Genomic DNA, 19688 nt, shown 5'->3' on the forward strand with positions numbered 1-19688 from the left:
CGGGTCAGCCTCGCAGTTCGAGGACGGTCTTGCCGATCCGCAGGCTGGTGCCCACCTCCACGGGACGGGTGCCGGTCAGGCGGTCGCGTCCGATGAAGGTGCCGTTGGTGGAACCGAGGTCCTCGACGACCCATCCGTCGCGGCCCGAGGGGTCGGGATAGATGCGGCAGTGCCGGCCGGACGCGTAGTCGTCGTCGAGCACGAGCGCGCACTCGGGGTTGCGTCCGATGAGGATGCCACCGCTGCGCAGCGGCAGCGACGTGCCGGTGAGCGGGCCCTCGGTGACGACGAGGGTCGTCGCGGGGCCCTTGGAGCGGCCGCGGCCACGCCAGCCCGACCCGCCGGCCGGCTCGGTCGACGGTGCGGGGGCGGCGACACCGGCGCCCGCGGCGGCCGGCGCTGCGGCACGTGCCGGGGTGCGCTGACGGCTCTGCTGCTCGGCCTCCTTGCGCGCCTTGCGTCGACCGCGACGGCTGACGGCAGTGCCGTAGATGTCGGTCCGGAGCACGCCCACGACGCTGAAGATGAAGATCCACAGCAGCGCGAGCAGACCCAGCCGCAGCAGGGTCAGGGTGAGTTCACTCATGCGTCACCGGCGCCCGGCTCGGAAGGTGGCGGACGTGCGCCCGATCGTGAGGCGGTCGCCGTCCTGGAGTCGCTGCGTCGAGATGCGCTCGCCGTTGACGAAGGTGCCGTTGGTCGAGTTGAGGTCGCGGATCGAGGTGACCAGGTGCGGTCCGTCGGTCGTGACCCGGATCTCGCTGTGCCGACGCGACACCCCGGGGTCGTCGATGACGATGTCGGCGGTCTCGTCGCGACCGATGGTCGTGAGGCTGCCGAGCAGCGGGTAGCGGTCGCCGCCGATGTCGAGCCACGGGCGCGCCGACGGGTTGGACCGCGGCGTCGGCCGGTGGACCGGCGCCTCGTCGATGACCGTGCCGTCGGAGGTGTGCGGCCGGGGCGCAGCGCCCGCAGACGCGGCGGGCTCACGGCCGACCTGCTTCGCGGTCGCGGGACGCACCCGGAAGACGCCGGTCTCGAGGCCCTCGCCCTCGACGAGCTGCACCTCGAGAGGGCCTCCGGGCTGGTAGCCCTGCGAGTCGGCGTGCTCCTGCGCCGCGGCGACGAGGTCGTCGGACAGGTCGTCCTCGTAGTCACCGAGCCGCTCGTAGTCGGTCTGGCTCAGCTCGATCGTGTAGAGGTTGGGCACCATGGCGCGGCCGTGGCCGAGCAGGGCCGCCCGGTCGTCCATGGCACGGCGGATCGCCGAGGCGATCTCGACGGGCTGGACCTCGGACTTGAAGGCCTTGGCGAAGGCACCGTGGACAGCCTTGGCGAGACCGTGCTCGACACGGTTGATGATTCCCACGCCGTCTCCTCCTTCAGGTGAGCGCTCCGGCCGGGCGCTTCATCGTAACCGGGTAAGCCCCTCCTGCCCCCAACCGACGGGCCCGCACGGCCCGTCGGGAGCCCGTTCCAGAGTCCATCTCGAGCCCTTCACGAGCCCTTCGCGCCGCGCCGCGCCGCTGGTCGGCAGGTTTGATGTGTGACGGAAGCATGGGACGATCTCACGGGGTCCCGCGGCGGGTCCCCGCACGTGGAAGGCCAGCAAGGAGCGCTCGATGAGCAAGGACGAGACCGGAACCACCGAGGGTCAGGGCATCCCCGGCTTCTCTGCCAACAACTCCATCCCGGGTGGCTTCACCCTTCCGATCCCCACCGCAGGTGCGGACGACCACGAGGACGAGACCCCGGCCGACCCGTGGAGCTCGACGTGGGAGGACACGTCGTGGCACCCGGGTGACACCGGTCAGCAGCCGGCCGTCGGCGGCCCCGACACCGCTGAGGTCGCCTCGACGAACAGCTGGACCGACTCCTACGAGTACGGCGGCGAGTACGGCAGCGAGCACGGCAGCGACCACACCTCGACCGAGTCCGCCAACGGCCACGACCACAACGGCGCGTCCACGTCCGCCTGGGACTGGCAGCCGTCCGACCCGGGCACGAGCGAGACCGGCCAGAGCACCGACCACTGGTCGACCCTCCAGCACAACGCCGACACCGCCGCCGCGTCGCAGGAGGAGTACTCCGGCTGGACGCCCGCCGGGTCAAGCGCCTCCACCCCCACGAGCCCCACGAGCCCCACGAGCTCCACGAGCGACACCGCCGCCGCGTCGTCCGCCCACTACGGCACCGACCACAGCGCAGCCCAGCAGGCGTATGCCGCCCGGCCGGCCGTCGACCCCGACGTGGCCGCCGCAGCGGCCGAGGGCTACACGAGCGCCGACACGGCATACGACCTCACCCCCGCCGCCCGCGAGGGCAACTCCGACCGCCCGAGCGCCGAGGACCTCATCACGGCCCGCTCGAAGGGTGAGCGTCAGAAGGTCAAGGCCAACTCGGGCCTGCGCAAGGCCTTCGGCCTCGGCCCCAGCACCAAGGAGCTGCTCGAGCGCGACCGCATCGACCGCATCGCCCGGCCGCTCAACGGCCGCAAGACGATCATGGTCATCAACACCAAGGGCGGCGGGGGCAAGACGCTCGTCACCCTGATGCTCGCGAGCTACCTCGGCCGCTACCGCTCGGGCTCGGTGCTCGCGTGGGACAACAACGAGACCGAGGGCACGCTCGGCATGCGTGCGCCTTCGCAGAGCCACCACCGCACCGTCGTCGACCTGCTCGGCGCCCTGCCGACGATCGCCAACGACCCCAACGCCGGCACGTCCGAGCTCGAGCACTGGGTGCGCGAGCAGCGGGGGCTGTCGTTCGACGTGCTGGCCTCCGCCGACGACGACGAGGCGATGCGCATCATCGGCGAGCAGGAGTTCGAGGACCTCCACACGCAGCTGTCGCGCTTCTACCGGATGATCGTCGTCGACACCGGCAACAACCGCCTCTCGCCGAACTGGCTGGCGGCCGCGGCCCGCGCCGACATGCTCGTCTTCGCGACGTCCCTCAAGGACGACACCTCGGTCGTCGCGGCGAAGAACCTCGACGCGCTCGTGGCGATGGGCCGGGGCGACCTCGTGCGCAACGCCGTCTGCGTCATCTCGCACACCTCGGCCAAGGGCAACGACATCGGCGCCGGCGTGCACACGCGCGAGCACTTCGAGCAGTGGGTGCGCGCGGTCGTCGACATCCCCTACGACCCGATGCTCGCGCCGGGCCTGCACCTCGACCCGCTGAAGATCAACAAGAAGACGCACGACGCGTGCATGGAGATGGCCGCCGTCGTCGTCGACGGCCTCTGACCTCCTCGGCCGACCAGCCGTCCCGAGCGGGTATGCCGTCCGCGTGGCCCTTCTCGCGCTGACCGGGGCGGCCGGGCGCATCGCGACGGCCGTCCGGCCGCGGCTGCGCGCTGCCGGACACCGGCTCGTGCTCTGCGAGGCTGCGGGCGTGCCGGTGCCAGACGTCGACATGGCGGTCGAGCGCGTCGTCTCGTGCGACCTGCGTGACATCGGCGCCCAGGCCGAGGCGTTCGCCGGCGCCGACCTCGTCGTGCACCTCGGCGCCTTCTCCGACGAGCAGTCGTGGGCCGACCTGCTCGCGGTCAACGTCGACGGCACGCGCGCGGTGTGCGAGGCCGTGCGTCTCGCCGGGGTGCCACGCCTGCTGCTCGCCAGCTCGGTGCACGCGGCCGGCTTCGTGCCCGTCGACTCGCCGGCGCTGCGCGACGGGATGCCGCTCCCGGCGCCCGACACGTACTACGGCGTGACCAAGGCGACCCTCGAGGCGCTCGGCGCCCTGTATGCCGCCCGGTTCGGCATCACCGTCGTGAGCGCTCGCATCATGACCTTCGCCGACGCCGCGCACGGGCAGCCGTCGCGGTGCTGCTGGCTCTCGCCCGACGACATGACCCGCCTGGTGCTCGCCGTGCTCACGACCGACGCGACCGGCCACCGCGTCGTCTGGGGTGTCTCTCGCAACACGCACCGGCTCGTCGACCTCTCGCCGGGGCTGGCGATCGGCTTCGACCCGCAGGACGACGCCGAGGCGTACGCCCGAGGGGCCGCGGCAGACGGCACCGGGCCCGAGTCCCGATCGGGCCTGCTCGGCGGGGGTTTCACGCAGCCCGACTACCGCCTCGGGGAGCCGCACGGGGGCCGCTGACCGGCTCGGTGGGTACGCCTGGCGGGACGTCGCGTGTCCCGGTTTGGCGATCTGGTGGGGGATGCACCACACTGTCTCCTTGTCACGCGCGAGTGGCGGAACGGCAGACGCGCTGGCTTCAGGTGCCAGTGTCCGAAAGGGCGTGGGGGTTCAAATCCCCCCTCGCGCACGCGTGAAGAAGAGGGCCCCGACCTACAAGGTCGAGGCCCTCTTCGCATGTGGGGCCCTCTTCCTCACGCGTATGGAACAGGCGGGATTTGGGAGGAGCCGGAGCGAAGCGGAGGCGACGGCTCCCCCCTCGCGCACGCGTGAAGAAGAGGGCCCCGACCTACAAGGTCGGGGCCCTTTCGCGAGTCGGGACGTTGACGACCGCAGCGCGGCGCGGCCCGCATCCTCCGCGTTGGTCGGGGTTGTCCTACGGGAAAGCCCGCGAGTTCGGCTGTGGAGCAAGCGAACCGGTATCTGCACCGTGCACCGGGGCCTCTGCCTGTCACCCGCTTCGATCACCACCGGCCGGAACCCGAAGGACCTTCCTGAGGGCGCGGCACCAGGGGGATGGGATCACGGTCAGGCGCGACCGGTGCGGGACCACTCTCCTCCCAGAAGGGAGCGCCACATGTCCAGTTCGTCCTCCATCACCACCTCGGGCCGGGGTCGCCGTTCCGCGGCCGCGCTCGGTGCCTCCGCGGTGCTCTCGCTGGGTCTCGCCGGCCCGGCCCTCGCGCAGAGCCCCATCGAGCCGGGTCCCGAGCCCGTGCCGTCGCCTCCGTCGAACTGCCTCTACATGGGCGGTGGGACGATCGGCCAGTGTCGCGACGCCCACCTCTTCCCGAAGAAGGGCGGCCCCGGCTCGGTCAACGCCGTCGAGCGCAACCTCCCGGCCGCTCCAGCCGTGCCCGCGGCGCCGAAGATCACCGTCCCGCTCGCCCAGCCGACGAACCTGCCGGTCATCGGCATCGGTGCGGCGACCGCGGCCGTGATCGCCGGTGGCGTGGCTATCGTCGTCGCGAGCCGGCGTCGCCCGGCCCGCCCGGCCTGACCCACAGGACCGGCACCACCGGCCTGCCGCGCCTGACCGCACGACTCGCCTGAGACCGCGGGCTCCCCCACCTGCGACGACGCCTCCCCACCGGCCCGGCGGCATACGGCTCCCGTATGCCGCCGGGCCCCGTCGCGTGGCCACGGTGCGGGGCCCGCACGGGCACCCGTGGGCACCCCGGGGGTGGTCGAATCGTGCGAAAAGAGATGGGCTCGGTGGTTCGTGAGCGCGGGACAGGGGTATGTAGGCGGGAGCCGTGGCCCGGGGGCCGGTCACGACGCAGAACGATCCCCAGACCATTCCCACGACTGGTCGACGAATGCTCGATCCAGCCGCCGGGTCCCGTACGATGACCGCTGACGAAGGCCTCTCAGATGTCACACGACGCGCACCTTCCGTCCGAAAGGCCCAGGTGCCCCCTGACATGAACCGACTCCAGGAAGGCTTCGTCCTCGGCGACCGCTACCGCCTCGAGAGCCGCATCGCCTCGGGTGGCATGGCCGACGTGTGGCGCGGCACCGACGACGTGCTCCAGCGGCACGTGGCCGTCAAGATCATGCGTCCCGACACTGACCACGAGCGCCTCTTCGCCCTGCGGTTCCGCGACGAGGCCGTGCACTCGGCGGCCCTCATGCACACGAACATCGCGACCGTCTTCGACTACGGCGAGGACGACGGCCTCGCGTTTCTCGTCATGGAGCTCGTCGAGGGCGAGCCGCTGTCGGCGATCCTCAACAAGCGGGGGCCGCTGCCGCCGCACGAGGTGCGCTCGATCATGGGTCAGGCGGCGCTGGCGCTCGGCGTCGCGCACGAGGCCAGGGTCGTGCACCGCGACATCAAGCCGGCGAACATCATGGTCCGCGAGGACGGGCTGGTGAAGCTGACCGACTTCGGCATCGCCCGCGCGCTCGACGCGTCCGGCCACACGCAGCACGGCGAGATGCTCGGCACCCCGAACTACATCAGCCCCGAGCAGGCGCTGGGGCACGCGGCGACCGGCGCGAGCGACCTCTACGCCCTCGGTGTCGTGGCCCACGAGATGCTCGTCGGGCAGCGACCCTTCGACCGCGGCACCCCGATCGCGACAGCCCTCAGCCATGTCAACGAGCCGCCCCCGCCGCTGCCCGACACCGTGCCGGAGGACCTCCGCGACCTCATCACCGAGTGCCTCGAGAAGGACCCCGAGCAGCGCCCCGCCAATGCGGCATCCGTGGCCGTGCGCCTGGGCATGGGTGACCAGGAGCTGCGTGGCCTCGCGCTGGGCCTCGCGACCGCCATCAACGGCTCCCCCGCCGACATGATCGAGAACGTCGAGGAGCTCGCCGAGGAGGTCGCCCACAACACGGGCGCAGCGGTCGGCAGCGCCGGCGCCACGGAGGCGCCGAAGCACGACGCCCGTCCGACCGGCAGCGCGACCGACGACGACGGCCTCGAGCCGACCCGGGCGATGGCCACGCCGACGTCGACGCCCCTCCCGTCCGAGCGTGAGGACACCGCCCGCGGGGCCTGAGGGCCCACCCGCGAGTGGAGGGGCGGATGGCGACGCTGCCGATCTTCCCGCTGGCCACGGTGCTGATGCCCGGGGCGAAGCTCCCGCTGCAGATCTTCGAGCCGCGCTACGTGCAGCTGCTCCAGGACCTGCTGGGCGGCCAGGACGAGCGCCCGCCCGTCTTCGGCGTCGTCGCCATCCGGGAGGGTTTCGAGGTCGGCGACGACGCGGTCCGGGCCTTGCACCCCATCGGGTGCGGTGCGCTGCTCACCCAGGCGGCCGCCCTGGAGGGTGAGCGCTTCTTCATCGTCTCCGAGGGCACCGACCGCTTCCACCTCGACGGTGTCGACGCCACGGCCGGCACCCCGTACGCGACGGCCCGCGTCACCTGGCTGACCGAGGCGGACGGCGCCGACGGGTCGAGGCTCGAGGCGCTGGCCACCGCACTGCGCACCGAGCTCGCGGCCTTCGGCACTGCGCTGGGCAAGGAGCCCGAGCCGGCCGAGCTGCCCACCGACCCTCGCATGCTCGCGTATGCCGTGCCTGACGTCGTCAGCCTCGACGTGGCCGACCGGCAACGCCTCCTCGAGTGCACCGACACGGCGTCGCGGCTGCGCCTGGGCCTTCAGCTGGTGCGGCGCGAGAACGAGTTCGCGGCCACGCTGGGCGCCGTGGCCCCGCCGGCGCTCCCGCCCTTCGGTCTCAACTGAGCCGTCCTGCCGTCGGGAAGTGAGCACTCGACGAGGAGGGTCTCGGTCGAGTGCTCGTTCCCGACGGGTCAGGCCAGGGTGTGGACCATCTCCGTGACGACCACCCACGTCGCCAGGGCGCACACGACCACGAACGAGCCGTTCCAGACGAGGCGGGGCAGGCGGGTCAGCGAGGCGAGGACGCCCGGGTCGCTGCCACGGCTGCGGTCCTTCAGCACCGCGCCGAGGTGACGCCAGGCGCCCACGAGGAGCACGAAGCCGAGGCCGACGAGCACCTGCGGCTGGAGGGCGTCGTCACGCCACCACCACAGCGCCGCCGACCCGGCAATGGCCACGACCATGACGACCACCGTCAGTGCCGAGCGCACCCGCACCAGGGCGAAGAGCAGCACGGCGAGACCAGCGGTCACGACGGGCGCGGACCAGCCTCGACCGGCCGCCCAGACCATCCCGGCACCGATCAGCGCGGGCATGGGGTAGCCGGCCCACGTCGACGCGACCCGGCCGGGGCCGCGTACGGGACCGCGCGTGACGGCGTGACCCGACATGTCGCCGCGCAGCACGAATCCGGTGAACTGCCGCCCGACCAGCACCCCGACGACCGCGTGCCCGAGCTCGTGCACGAGGGTCACCGCGAGACGGACGATCCGCCAGAGCGGCTCGACGACGATGAGCACGAGCGCGACGGCGAGCACGACGACGAGGCGGGGCGCCGCGAGCGCGACGTCGCCGGTGGCCGGCACCACCCGGTCATGGACTGCCTCGAACCAGTTCACGAGCGCCGAACCTAGCCCACGCGCTTGTGCGCGCCTGAGGTGGGCGTCCGGTGGGTACGGGACAGGCCAGTCGTCGACCGGCCGCCGGATCTCGGGGGCGAACCGGTCTCGAGGCGACAGGACAGGTGGTTCACGGCAGCATGCTGGGCATGGTTCAGGGGTCCTTCGTCCGCGCTGCCCGGCCGCCAGGTCGCCATCGGGCGGAGGGCGGCAGGCCAGACGCCCCGCGCGGTCCGCTGGGCCCCCGCCGACCACGCCACCGGCGATGGCTCGGGTTCGCCGCCGTGGTGCTCCTCGTGGTGGCGCTGCCGGTGTGGCTGTGGCAGGCGCGGCCACTCGACTCCCGCCTCGGGCTGGGCGCCGACGCGCCGCCGGCGGGCATCGGTGCCGCGCAGGCGCCGCTGGGCGCGCCGCCGGCGTCCCCGGGCGGCCGTGGTGGCTACACCTTCATGCGGATGCAGGCCGACGGCACCGAGCCGGTCGCGTACGACCCGTGCCGTCCCATCCACTTCACGATCGCCACGGAGGGCCTGCCCGACGGTGGCGACGCGCTCGTGCGCGAGGCCGTGGCGACGATGTCGGAGGCGAGCGGCCTCCGGTTCGTCGACGACGGCTTCACCGACGAGCCGGCGACCCCGGAGCGCGACCCGTACCAGCCCGGCCGCTACGGCGACCGGTGGGCGCCCGTCTACATCTCCTTCGCGACGCCCGAGCAGGTGCCGCGCCTCGCCGGGAGCACGATCGGTCTCGGAGGCAGCACGCCGCGGGCCGCCGAGGACGGCGTCCTCGTCTACGTCTCCGGCTCGGTGTGGCTCGACCGTGACGCGATGACGGGACTGCTGCGAGCGGGTCGCCGCGACTCCGCCCGCGCGGTGGTCGAGCACGAGATCGGGCACGTCATCGGGCTCAACCACGTCTCCGACGGCTCGCAGCTGATGTCGGAGTCGGGTGGGGCCGTCGACGGGCCCGCGGACGGTGACCGCCGGGGCCTGGCGATCCTCGGACGTGGGGCCTGCCGACCCGACCTCTGAGACCGGGTCCGGCCTCAGTCGGGCAGCGCGTCGGGGTGCCGGCTCCGGAGCACCTCGAGCAGCAGCCGGTGCAGCGGCACGTCGACGCCCGACTCGGCCGCGAGGCGCACGACCGCGCCGGTCCAGGCGTCGAGCTCCGACGGCCTGCCCTCGAGCAGGTCTCGCTGGAGGGACGTCGTGGCGTCGGCCGGCTGGTCGTCGACGAACGCCATCGTGCCATCGACCACCTTCTCCGGGAGTCGTATGCCGCGTGCCCGGGCCAGCGCCTCGACCTCGCGCATCGCGTCGCGGAGCAGCGCCCGCCGGTCCGGGTCCTCGCGCAGCTGGCCGAGGGTGGCTGCGAGGGCAGCGCCCAGGCCGCCGAACGGCACGACCATGAGCATCTTCGACCACAGCTCGGCCCAGATGTCATCGGGCACCGGTGACGCGGCACCCGATGCCGCCACCGCCTCGCGGAGGCGCTGCACCCGCTCGGAAGGCCGGCCCGTCGCGCCCATGTCGGGCTCCCACTCGTCGAACGCCAGCGACGCCGGGCCTCCGGCGTGGGTGATCCGTCCGGGGCCGTCGATGAAGGCGAAGATCTTGGCGATGCCGGGCAGCACCGCGCCGCGCCCGACGACGGCGGCGACCTGGTCCGGCGCCTCGACCCCGTTCTGCGTCGTCACCACCGCCGTGGTCGCACCGACCAGCGACGGCAGCGTCTCGAGCACCGGAGCCATCTGCCACGTCTTGACCGCGAGCAGCACCGCGTCGACGGTGCCCACACGCGTCGGGTCGTCCGTGGCGCTCGCCGGATGCACGGTGAAGTCCCCGGCGACGCTCGCCACCTGCAGCCCCCGGTCGCGGATCGCCTCGAGGTGAGCGCCACGCGCGACGAACGTGACGTCGTGGCCGGACGCCGCGAGACGCCCGCCGAAGTAGCCGCCGATCCCACCCGTGCCCAGCACTGCGATGCGCATGACCGCGCCTCCTCGTTCCCCGGGCACGCGTTCGGAGCCCTCGACGACATCATCGCGCCCGGTGCGGGTCGGGAGGTAGCGTCGCCACTGGACCGTCTCGAGCCCTCCGCCGGGACGCAGCCGGAGGAGGCCTCATGGAGCTCACCACCACGGTCAACGACGAGTCACGGGTCGTCGAGGTCGACGGCACGGAGGCAGCCGTCGAGGTCGTGCGCGACCGGCTGGGGCTCACCGGCACGAAGCTCGTGTGCGGCAGCGGCGTCTGCGGCGCGTGCACGATCCTCGTCGACGGGGAGCCCGTGCTCGGGTGCCTCACCCCGGCCACCCGGCTGCGCGATGCGGCCGTCACGACGGTCGAGGGCATCGCCGACGGCGACGACCTGCACCCCGTGCAGCGCGCGTTCGCGCACCATGACGGACTCCAGTGCGGCTACTGCACACCGGGATTCATCGTCGACGCGGTCGCCTTCCACGACCGGTGGCGCACCGAGCACGGCACCGGTGAGCCCGACCGCGCCACCATCGCGGAAGCGCTCGCGGGGCACCTCTGCCGGTGCGGCGCCTACGAGGGGATCTTCCGCGCCGTGGCGGCAGCCTGTCGGGGCGAGCACGACGGCGCAGGCACCGTCGAGCGCGTCGACGCTCCGGCGAAGGTCACCGGCTCGGCCGTCTACACCACCGACGTCAGCCTGCCCGGGATGCTGCACGCCGCGTTCCGTCGCTCCGACGTCGCCGCGGGCATCGTCGGGCCGATCACCTTCCCGCCGGGCGTCGTCGGAGTCGACCTGCTGGCCCAGGAGGGCCCGGGCGACCGGCGCGTGCGGTGGGCCGGGCAGCCCATCGCGGTCGTCGCGGCGGAGTCGCCGGCCGAGGCGCGTCGGCTCGCCCGCGAGCTCGACGTCAGGATGACGCCACAGCCGTTCGTCGTCGATCCCGACGAGGCGGTGCGTCCCGGCGCCCCGCAGGTCTACGCGACGCGCGCCGACCGCAAGTCGGCCCCGCGCGCCGGCGAGGGCGGGTCGATGCCCGCGCCGTGGGACGGCAACCGTCACGGCCCAGCGCGTACGCCGGTGCTCGGCACCCTGGCCAAGCGGCGCATCGCGTCGGCGCGGTCGAGCAGCACCACCACGTCAGCCGGACCCGCAGCGCCTTCGGGGGTCGACGGCCCCGGTCCGGCCGGCCTCGTCGAGCTCGAGCTGCGCACCGGCGTGCAGGTGCACACCGCCTTCGAGCCGCACGCGTGCGTCGCCGACTGGAGCGACCCGCAGCACCTGCGCGTGTGGCTCAGCACCCAGGGCGTCGACGTCATGCGCGCCGAGATCGCCCGCCACTTCGGGCTCGACGCCGCCGAGGTCGAGGTCGTCGCGGAGTACGTGGGCGGTGGGTTCGGCGCCAAGCTGAGCCTCACGATGGAGGCGATCGGCGCCATCTCGCTCAGCCGCATTGCTCGGCGCCCGGTGAGGCTCGTGCTCGACCGGCACGAGGAGCTGACCGGCACGGGCAACCGGCCCGGCAGCCGCAGCAAGGTCTCGCTCCTCGTCGACGACCGGTCGCAGGCGGTCAAGGCGCTCACCGTCGACACCGAGAGCCACGCCGGCGTCGCCGTCGGCAACAGCGTCGCGGCGCTCGCGATGCTCATGTACGGCCGCACCCCCAGGCTGGCCCGCGACGTCGACGTCGTGACCAACGCACCACCGGGTGCCCCGTTCCGCGGGCCCGGCGGCCCGACGAGCGCGTGGGCGCTCGAGTCGACCGTCGACGAGCTCGCCCACCGCACCGGTCGCGACCCGATCGCGCTGCGGGCGCAGTGGGACGGCAACCAGAAACGGCAGGCCCTCTACCGCTGGGCCGGTGAGCTGCCCATCTGGCAGCAGCGGCCGGCGACCGGCAGTGGGTCGGGGCGCTTCCGGCGCGGGGTCGGTGTCGCGACGGGCAACTGGATCTACCTCGTCGACCCCGACTGCGAGGTCGTCGTCTCGGTCGACGACGGCAGGCTCGTGGCCTCGACCGCCAGCCAGGACATGGGCACCGGCAGCCGCACCGTCGTCGCCCGGGCCGTGGCAGGCGTCTTCGGCGTCGACCCCACCGAGGTCGACGTCCGCCTCGGGCGCTCGCACGCCGGCACCTCGCACGGCCCCGCGTCGGGCGGCAGCCGCACCACCGTCTCGCTGTGGTCGGCCGCGGTGGAGGCCGCGACGACCCTGCGCGACCGGGTCGGCCGCGACCTCGCCGCCGCGCCTGACGGTGCCTCCGCGTCGGCGAAGCGCGGCGGGGACCGTGGCCTGCGCGCCGTCCCGATCACGATGAACGGCATCCAGATCGGGCGTGGCTTCTCGGCGGCGGTCCACGTCACCGAGGTGGAGGTCGACACCCGCACCGGCAGGACCCGGGTGCTGCGCGTGCACGGCGGCATCGCCGTCGGTCGCATCCATGCGCCGGTGCTGGCCCGCAGCCAGTGCGAGGGCTCGGTCATCCAGGGCATCGGCCTCGCGCTCTACGAGAACCAGGTGCTCGACCCGCACACCGGCCTCACCCTGACCGCCAACCTCGAGGACTACCGCATCCCGCAGCTCGGCGACACCCCCGAGATCGACATCCACTTCCACGAGGACGGCTGGGACCGCGTACCGGGCGGCGGCGTGGGCCTCGGTGAGGTGGCGACGATCAGCCCGGCCGCGTCGGTGGGCAACGCCGTCTTCAACGCCACGGGTTGGCGTCCGCTGGCCCTCCCGATCCGTCCCGACCGGGTGCTCGAGGGGCTGCGCACGGGGGTGGCTCGATGAGCGTCACGATCCTCACGGCATACGACGAGCGTCCTGACGGCACAGGCGACTTCGTCTACCGGGCTGGCGGCACCGACCTGCAGGAGCGGCTGCGCACGACGGGCGCGACGCCCCACGTCCTCGACCTCACCGGCGTCGCCGGCTTCGCCGGCATCGAGCGCGCCGACGCCGGCACCACCGTCGGTGCGGGGACGACCGTCGCCACTGTCGCCCGCGAGCTCGCCCACGACTACCCGGCGCTCGCGCTGACTGCGGCCGGCCTCGCCACCCCGCAGGTGCGCGCGATGGCGACGGTCGGCGGCAACCTGCTGCAGCGCACCCGCTGCTGGTACTTCCGCCACCCGCACACGTCGTGCTTCAAGTCCGGCGGCGACAGCTGCCCGGCGCGCGACGGGCGCCACCTCTACGGCAACGTCTTCGACACGGCGCCCTGCGTGCACCCGCACCCGTCGTCCCTCGCGATGGCGCTGCTCACGTATGCCGCCACCGTCGACACGACGCAGCGTGACGGCCTGTCGGTGGGTGACGTCCTCGGCGACGGCTCCGACCCGAGACGCGACCACCTGCTCGCCGACGACGAGGTGCTGACGAGGGTGGTGCTGCCGCCTCCGGTGGCGGGTGAGCGGGCAGCGTACTTCCGGGCCATCAGCCGGTTCGAGGCGGAGTGGCCGCTCGCCGAGGCGGTCTGCAGGGTCGTGCGCGACGATGCGGGTCGGGTGACGCAGTGTGGCCTCGCCATCGGCGGTGTCGCCCCGACCCCGTTGCGGCTCAGCGCGGTCGAGGACCTCGTCGTCGGCTCGACGCTGGGCGACGACGTCGTGGACGCAGCCGCCGCTGCTGCGACGCAGGGCGCCAGCCCGCTGCCCGAGACGGGCTACAAGATCGAGCTCGTCGAGGGCGTGGTGCGTGAGGTGCTGGAGCGCGTCGCCTCGTGAGGGTGCTCGTCGTGTCGGACACGCACAGCCCGCGGCGGTGGAAGGGCTGCCCGCCCGCGCTGCTGCCCGAGCTGGAGCGGGCCGACGTCATCCTCCACGCCGGCGACGTGTGCACGCCCGACGTGCTCGACCTCCTGGCGGCCCACGCACCGGTCCACGTCGTCATGGGCAACAACGACGTGCCCGAGGTGGCCGAGTGGGGTGCGCCCGAGACGCTCGAGATCGAGCTCGAGGGAGTGCGCGTCGGCATGGTCCACGACAGCGGCCAGAAGCAGGGACGCACCGCACGGCTGAGGCGGCAGTTCCCCGACGCCGACCTCGTCGTCTTCGGCCACTCGCACATCCCGCTCGACGAGACCGGGGACGGTGTGCGCATCCTCAACCCGGGCTCACCCACCGACCGTCGCCGCCAGCCGGCGGGCACCTACGCGGTGCTCGACCTGCGTGACGGCGACCTCGTCGACGCCCACATCCACGAGCTGCCCCGCTGACGCCCTCTCACCCCATCGAGTGCTCACTTCCCGACGTCGGGAAGTGAGCACTCGACGCTGATCTGACCCACTCCCCGTCGAGTGCCCAGTTTCCGACATGCCTTCCCCATCGAGTGCACAGTTCCCCACGCCGCCGGCCTGTCGAGTGCTCAGTTTCCGGTCGGAAAGTGGGCACTCGAGGGGAGGGGAGTGAGGAGGCTCGGGCCCAGTGGTGTGGGAGAAGAGGCACTCGACCTGGAGGGTGGGTGCGCTGCGTCGGAAAGTGGGCACTCGACTGGCGGACGGGTCGGGTGCGTCACCAACCCCAGGAGCCGGGCACTCCCTTGAACGGGCCGACGACGCGGTCGGTGATCCACCCGCCGTAGAAGCCGCCCTCCTGCGGGCGCACCCGCTCGCCGTCGACGCGGCACTCGTCGACGAGGCCGGGCATGACGGCGACGTGACCCAGCAGCACGGCATACGCGGGCACGGGATCGGGGTAGTGCCAGGCGGCGCGCGGCGCCCGCCGTCCGCCGCCGACGACGTCGAAGTAGGAGGCCTGCCCCTTCCACTCGCAGTGCGTCTGACCCTCGACCGGCACGAGCGAGCCGTCGGCGAAGGCGTCGAGCGGCAGGTAGTACGTCGGCGGGTGGCTCGTCTCGAGCAGCCGGAGGGCGGCGCGGGTCGAGGCGACGACGTCGCCGCCGAGCACCACCTCGACGAGCTCGCCGGTCGGCTGGACCGCGGGCGGGCGCGGGTAGTCCCACACCGACTCCTGACCGGGGCCGGGCGGCAACGGGACGGGCCGGCTCATCGCGCGGCCCCGCAGATCTCCTCGAGGCCGGTCGCCAGGCGGTCGACGTCCTCGGCGTTCGTGTAGGGCGCGAGACCCATCCGCAGGCCACCGGCAGCGCCGAGCCCGAGGTGGTGGCTGCACTCCCACGCGTAGAAGCTGCCCGCGGGCGCGTTGACCCCACGCTCGGCGAGCCTGACCCGAAGGTCCTGCGGGTCGTGCCCCTCGACGTTGACGAGGAGCGTGGGGGTGCGTCGCTTCGCGTTGCCGTATGCCGTCAGGCCGGGGATCGCGCGCAGCCGCGCCTCCAGCGTGGTGAGGAGGCCGTCCTCGTGCTGCTCGAGGGCGGCGAAGGACGCGACGAGCCGCTCCCGGCGGGGGGCCGCGGTGTCGGGCTGCGCCAGGTCGGCGAGGAAGTCGACGGCTGCGGCCGTCCCGGCGAGCAGCTCGTAGGGCAGGGTGCCGAGCTCGAAGCGCTCGGGAACGGCGTCGGACGACGGGACGAGCTTGGCCGGGTGCAGGGTCTCGAGCAGCGCGGGTGAGGCGGCGAGCACGCCGAGGTGGGGCCCGAGGAACTTGTAGGGCGAGCACACCCAGAAGTCGGCGCCGCTGGCCGCGAGGTCGGTGCCGATGTGGGCGGTGGCGTGGACGCCGTCGACCCAGAGGAGCGCGCCGGCGGCGTGCGCGACGTCGGCGATGGCAGGCAGGTCGGGGCGGGTGCCGATGAGGTTCGACGCCGCGGTGACGGCGACGAGCCGGGTGCGGTCGTCGACGATCGCAGCGAAGACGCTCGGGTCGAGCTCGCCCGTCTCAGTGTCGAAGTCGGCCCAGCGGACCGTCGCGCCCGTCGCCTCGGCGGCGAGCACCCACGGGCGCACGTTCGCGTCGTGGTCGAGGCGGCTGACGACGACCTCGTCGCCGGGCCCCCAGTCCTTGGCGATCGTGCGGGCGAGGTGGAAGGTCAGCTCGGTCGCCGACCGGCCGAACACCACGCCGGCGGGGTCGGCGGCCAGCAGGTCGCCCATCGCGGCCCTGGCCTCGACGACGATGCGGTCGGCGCGCCGCTCGGCTGCGGTCACGGTGCCGCGGTTGGAGATGGCCGAGGTCAGGGTCTCGACGACGGCCGTGGCCACGGAGTCGGGCACCTGGGACCCGCCGGGGCCGTCGAAGTGGGCCGCGCCCTCGCGCAGCGCGGGAAAGTGCCAGCGGATGCGATCGACGTCGTACGCCGCGGTGGCAGGTGGGGCTTCGGTGCCGGGGGGTGCCATGCGCACCATCCTCGCCCATCGCCTCGCCGCGGCCACAGGAACGGCCGTTCGCCCCCGAGCGGCGCCAGGTCGTCCTACCGTCGGAAGCGGGGTGGTCGCAGCTGTCATCGTCCTGCCCTGCAATCAGAGGGGTGCCTCGTGTCCCGTCCTCTTCTCCTCGTCGTGGACCCCGACCTCGACGCCCTGGCCCGCACCGAGGGCGAGCTCGCCCGCCGCTTCGGCGCGGACTTCCGGGTGCGCGGCGAGTCCGACAGCACCGTCGCGCTCGACCTGCTCCGGCTCGCGGCGCAGCGCGGCGACCCTGTGGCGCTCGTCCTCGCCGACCCGTGGCTGCCCGAGATCAGTGGTGCGGAGCTGCTGCGCAACGTCCGCACCCTCCACCCCGACGCCGCCCGCACGCTCCTCGTGCCCTGGGGTGCGTGGGCCGACCGGCGCACGGCCGACGAGATCCTGCGCGGCATGTCGCAGGGCGACATCAACTACTACGTGCTCGAGCCGTGGAGCTCGCCCGACGAGCTCTTCTGCCGCACCGTCTCGGAGTTCGTGCAGGTGTGGTCGCGCACCGTGGAGAACCGGCGCCGCGAGGTCGTCGTCGTGGGCGCGGCCCGGGACCCTCGCGGGCACGCAGTGCGAAGCCTGTTGACCCGCAACGGGATCCCGCACGCGTACCTCGACCGGGGCACCCCCGAGGCCGTCGCGGTGCTCCGCTCCGTCGGGGCGCCTGACCCGACGCAGACCGACGGCCCGCTCGTCATCTGGCTCGCCGCCCTCGGAGGCCGGGTGCTGCTCGACCCGACCGACGTCGAGATCTGCCAGGCCTGGGGGATCGACACCGACCTCGGCGGCGACGGCCCGACCGGCGAGGACGGCATGCGGGACGTCGACCTGCTCGTCGTCGGCGCCGGGCCGGCGGGTCTCGCGGCCGCCGTCTACGGCTCGTCGGAGGGGCTGTCGGTCGTCTGTGTCGAGGAGCAGGCGCTCGGCGGTCAGGCCGGCACGAGCTCGCTGATCCGCAACTACCTCGGCTTCTCGCGGGGTCTGTCCGGCGCTGAGCTCGCCCAGCGCGGCTTCCAGCAGGCATGGGTCTTCGGGGCCCGCTTCGTGCTCACCCGCCGGGTGACGGCGGTCCAGCCGGAGGCGCGGCCCGACGGGGCCGGCGTGCCCCGGTTCCGCGCGACGGTCTCTGACGTCGGCGAGGTGCGCGCGCGGGCCGTCCTGCTCGCGACGGGCGTCGCCTACCGCCGCCTCGGCGTGCCGGCCCTCGAGGCGCTGACGGGGTCGGGGGTCTACTACGGCGCCAACGTCTCCGAGGCGCACGGTCTCACCGGCGCGCACACCGTGATCGTCGGCGGCGGCAACTCGGCCGGCCAGGCGGCCCTGCACCTGCAGCGGTATGCCGCGGACGTCGCGATCGTCGTGCGCACCCCGGACCTGTCGGCGACCATGTCGCGCTATCTCGTCGACGAGATCGAGGCGTCGCCGACGATCACGGTCGTCCCGAACGCCGAGGTCGTCGACGGCAGCGGGGACGGCTGGCTGTCCGAGGTCGTCGTCGCCGACCGCACCTCCGGGGAGCGGCGCACCCTCCCGGCCGACGGCCTCTTTGTCATGATCGGCGCGGAGCCGCACACGTCGTGGCTGCCCGAGTCGGTGGTGCGCGACCGGTGGGGCTTCGTGCTCACCGGCTCCGACGTGCGCGAGGCAGGGGTGTGGCCGCTCGAGCGCCCGCCGTGCGCGCACGAGACCTCACTGCCGGGCCTCTTCGCCGTCGGTGACGTCCGTTCGGGGTCGGTCAAGCGCGTCGCCTCGGCCGTCGGCGAGGGCTCGGTCGTCGTGTCGGAGGTGCACCAGTACCTCGCGTTGACGGAGGCCGAGGGGCGTGGCTGAGCACACCGCAGGGGGCCCGCGAGCACCCACCCCGACCGGCGGAGCGAGCCCCGCCGCAGCAACCGGGCGGACGCGTCGCCACCTGGCCCTCGGTGCCGTCGCCCTCGTGCTCCCACTCGTCGGACTCGGAGTGCTGCGAGCCTCGGGCGGACTCGACCACCAGTGGCAGCACGACTCGACGCACTTCTGGCTGGTGCTCGGCGCGGCCGTGCTCAGCGCGGTGACGGCATACGGGACGGGTGCCGCGGCGGTGCGGCGCGGCGACGTGCGCGTCATGTACGTGTCGCTCGCCTTTCTCTCGTCGGCCGGCTTCCTCGGCCTGCACGCCCTCGCGACACCGCACATGCTGCTCGACGCGGCGTCGGCCGGCTTCAACCTCGCCACCCCTGTCGGCATCGCGCTCGGATCGCTCTTCGCCGTCGCGTCGGTGCGTGAGGTCGACGCCGCCCGGGCAGCTGCGGAGATGCGGCAGGCCCGGCTGCTGCGTGTGGCGCTGCTCGTCGGGATGGCGGCGTGGGGAGTCCTGTCGCTGCTGCGTCTGCCACCGTTCGGTGAGGGTCCCGGCCCGGCGTCGACCGAGCCGCCGATGGTCGCGGTGGGTGCCGTCGCCGTCGTGCTCTACGCCGTCGCGGCCGTCACCTACGTACGCCTGTGGCTCCGTCGCGGGGGGCTGCTCCCCGCCGCGATGGCGGCCTCGATGGTGCTGCTCGCCGAGGCCATGGTCGCGATCGTGGTCGCCCCGAACTGGCGCTACTCGTGGTGGGAGTGGCACGTGCTCATGCTCGTCGCCTTCGTGCTCGTCGCGTGGGGCGCGCAGCAGTCCTGGCACGAGGAGCGCTACGCCGATCTCTACACCGCAGACACGCTCGCCGGGCGGCGCGAGATGACGATCCTCTTCGCCGACCTCAAGGGCTTCACCACCTTCTCCGAGCAGCACGACGCCGCGGAGGTGACCGACATGCTCAACGCGTACTTCTCCGTCGCCATCCCGGCCGTCGTCAGGCGGCACGGCGGCACCGTCGACCGACTCATCGGTGACGCGATCATGGCCACCTTCAACCGGCTCGGCGACCAGCCCGACCACGCCCGCCGCGCCGCGCAGGCCGGGCTGGACCTGCAGGTCGAGACGGCCCGCATCGCCGAGGCACACCCCGGGTGGCCGCGGTTCCGGGTCGGGGTCAACAGCGGCGAGGTGGTCGTCAGCGTTCTCGGCGGAGCGGGCGGGCGCACGCACACGGTCATCGGCGACGCCGTGAACGTCGCGTCGCGCATCGAGGGGCAGGCGCCGGTCGGGGGCGTCGCCGTCACGGCCGACACCCTCGCGCTGCTGCCCGGCGCGGTGGTCGAGCCCCTGGGGCCGCTCGACCTCAAGGGCAAGGGGGAGCCGGTCGAGGCGTACGTGCTGCGTGCCCTCCCCGACGACCGGACGTGAGCC

At 73.4% G+C, this 19688-nt stretch carries 17 protein-coding genes and 1 tRNA gene; 12 read left to right on the forward strand and 6 right to left on the reverse strand.

Annotated features, from left to right (window positions below; genetic code table 11):
* Positions 1-4 precede the first annotated feature (4 nt).
* A complete protein-coding gene (locus tag ACYVNR_RS20010) occupies positions 5-586 on the reverse strand; it encodes an FHA domain-containing protein FhaB/FipA (protein ID WP_461050496.1) in 582 nt (193 codons plus the stop codon).
* 3 nt (positions 587-589) lie between these two features.
* Positions 590-1369, reverse strand: coding sequence for an FhaA domain-containing protein (locus ACYVNR_RS20015; RefSeq protein WP_461050498.1), 780 nt, complete (start codon positions 1367-1369; stop codon positions 590-592).
* A 253-nt stretch (positions 1370-1622) separates the two neighbouring features.
* Here ACYVNR_RS20015 and ACYVNR_RS20020 point away from each other — a divergent pair, with 253 nt between their 5' ends.
* From ACYVNR_RS20020 to ACYVNR_RS20045, 6 genes are all read left to right on the forward strand, one after another.
* Positions 1623-3251 (forward strand): MinD/ParA family ATP-binding protein, encoded by a 1629-nt coding sequence (locus ACYVNR_RS20020; protein WP_461050500.1) that lies wholly within the window; start codon positions 1623-1625, stop codon positions 3249-3251.
* 43 nt (positions 3252-3294) lie between these two features.
* Entirely contained in the window at positions 3295-4113 is an 819-nt protein-coding gene (locus ACYVNR_RS20025) for an NAD-dependent epimerase/dehydratase family protein (protein WP_461050502.1), read from the forward strand.
* A gap of 86 nt (positions 4114-4199) precedes the next feature.
* Positions 4200-4282, forward strand: a tRNA-Leu gene (locus tag ACYVNR_RS20030).
* A gap of 447 nt (positions 4283-4729) precedes the next feature.
* The gene (locus ACYVNR_RS20035; RefSeq protein WP_461050504.1) at positions 4730-5152 is read left to right on the forward strand and encodes a hypothetical protein; all 423 of its coding nucleotides are present in this window, start codon (positions 4730-4732) and stop codon (positions 5150-5152) included.
* 424 nt (positions 5153-5576) lie between these two features.
* Positions 5577-6662 (forward strand): serine/threonine-protein kinase, encoded by a 1086-nt coding sequence (locus ACYVNR_RS20040; protein WP_461050506.1) that lies wholly within the window; start codon positions 5577-5579, stop codon positions 6660-6662.
* 26 nt (positions 6663-6688) lie between these two features.
* Entirely contained in the window at positions 6689-7351 is a 663-nt protein-coding gene (locus ACYVNR_RS20045; RefSeq protein ID WP_045188931.1) for an LON peptidase substrate-binding domain-containing protein, read from the forward strand.
* 68 nt (positions 7352-7419) lie between these two features.
* Here ACYVNR_RS20045 and ACYVNR_RS20050 read toward each other — a convergent pair whose 3' ends face one another.
* Positions 7420-8127, reverse strand: a complete 708-nt coding sequence (locus tag ACYVNR_RS20050; protein ID WP_461050508.1) for a M50 family metallopeptidase — start codon at positions 8125-8127, stop codon at positions 7420-7422.
* A gap of 284 nt (positions 8128-8411) precedes the next feature.
* Here ACYVNR_RS20050 and ACYVNR_RS20055 point away from each other — a divergent pair, with 284 nt between their 5' ends.
* On the forward strand, positions 8412-9158 hold the full coding sequence (locus ACYVNR_RS20055) for a matrixin family metalloprotease (protein ID WP_458799006.1): 747 nt from the start codon (positions 8412-8414) through the stop codon (positions 9156-9158).
* 14 nt (positions 9159-9172) lie between these two features.
* Here the strand turns inward: ACYVNR_RS20055 and ACYVNR_RS20060 are convergent, their stop codons facing one another.
* Positions 9173-10117, reverse strand: coding sequence for a 2-dehydropantoate 2-reductase (locus ACYVNR_RS20060; RefSeq protein ID WP_461050510.1), 945 nt, complete (start codon positions 10115-10117; stop codon positions 9173-9175).
* Between the two features lie 134 nt (positions 10118-10251).
* On the opposite strand from ACYVNR_RS20060, the gene ACYVNR_RS20065 reads away from it, so the two are divergent.
* Genes ACYVNR_RS20065 through ACYVNR_RS20075 form a run of 3 tightly spaced genes read left to right on the forward strand, consistent with a single transcriptional unit; the run spans position 10252 to position 14326 of the window.
* A complete protein-coding gene (locus ACYVNR_RS20065) occupies positions 10252-12900 on the forward strand; it encodes a molybdopterin-dependent oxidoreductase (protein ID WP_461050512.1) in 2649 nt (882 codons plus the stop codon).
* Positions 12897-13835 (forward strand): FAD binding domain-containing protein, encoded by a 939-nt coding sequence (locus ACYVNR_RS20070; RefSeq protein ID WP_461050514.1) that lies wholly within the window; start codon positions 12897-12899, stop codon positions 13833-13835. The genes ACYVNR_RS20065 and ACYVNR_RS20070 overlap by 4 nt, the downstream gene beginning before the upstream one ends.
* Positions 13836-13846: 11 nt before the next feature.
* Positions 13847-14326 carry a metallophosphoesterase family protein gene (locus ACYVNR_RS20075; protein WP_461050516.1) on the forward strand — a complete coding sequence of 160 codons (480 nt, stop codon included), beginning with the start codon at positions 13847-13849 and terminating at the stop codon, positions 14324-14326.
* A gap of 295 nt (positions 14327-14621) precedes the next feature.
* On the opposite strand, the gene ACYVNR_RS20080 is transcribed toward ACYVNR_RS20075, so the two are convergent.
* Together ACYVNR_RS20080 and ACYVNR_RS20085 are read right to left on the reverse strand one after the other, a co-directional pair.
* Positions 14622-15119 carry a DUF427 domain-containing protein gene (locus ACYVNR_RS20080; RefSeq protein WP_461050518.1) on the reverse strand — a complete coding sequence of 166 codons (498 nt, stop codon included), beginning with the start codon at positions 15117-15119 and terminating at the stop codon, positions 14622-14624.
* Positions 15116-16366, reverse strand: coding sequence for a cysteine desulfurase-like protein (locus ACYVNR_RS20085; RefSeq protein WP_461050520.1), 1251 nt, complete (start codon positions 16364-16366; stop codon positions 15116-15118). The genes ACYVNR_RS20080 and ACYVNR_RS20085 overlap by 4 nt, the downstream gene beginning before the upstream one ends.
* A gap of 138 nt (positions 16367-16504) precedes the next feature.
* Between ACYVNR_RS20085 and ACYVNR_RS20090 the strand changes: the two genes are divergently transcribed.
* Positions 16505-18253, forward strand: coding sequence for an NAD(P)/FAD-dependent oxidoreductase (locus tag ACYVNR_RS20090; protein ID WP_461050522.1), 1749 nt, complete (start codon positions 16505-16507; stop codon positions 18251-18253).
* Positions 18246-19685, forward strand: a complete 1440-nt coding sequence (locus ACYVNR_RS20095) for an adenylate/guanylate cyclase domain-containing protein (protein WP_461050524.1) — start codon at positions 18246-18248, stop codon at positions 19683-19685. The genes ACYVNR_RS20090 and ACYVNR_RS20095 overlap by 8 nt, the downstream gene beginning before the upstream one ends.
* Positions 19686-19688: the final 3 nt, after the last annotated feature.

This window comes from Terrabacter koreensis (assembly GCF_054783315.1).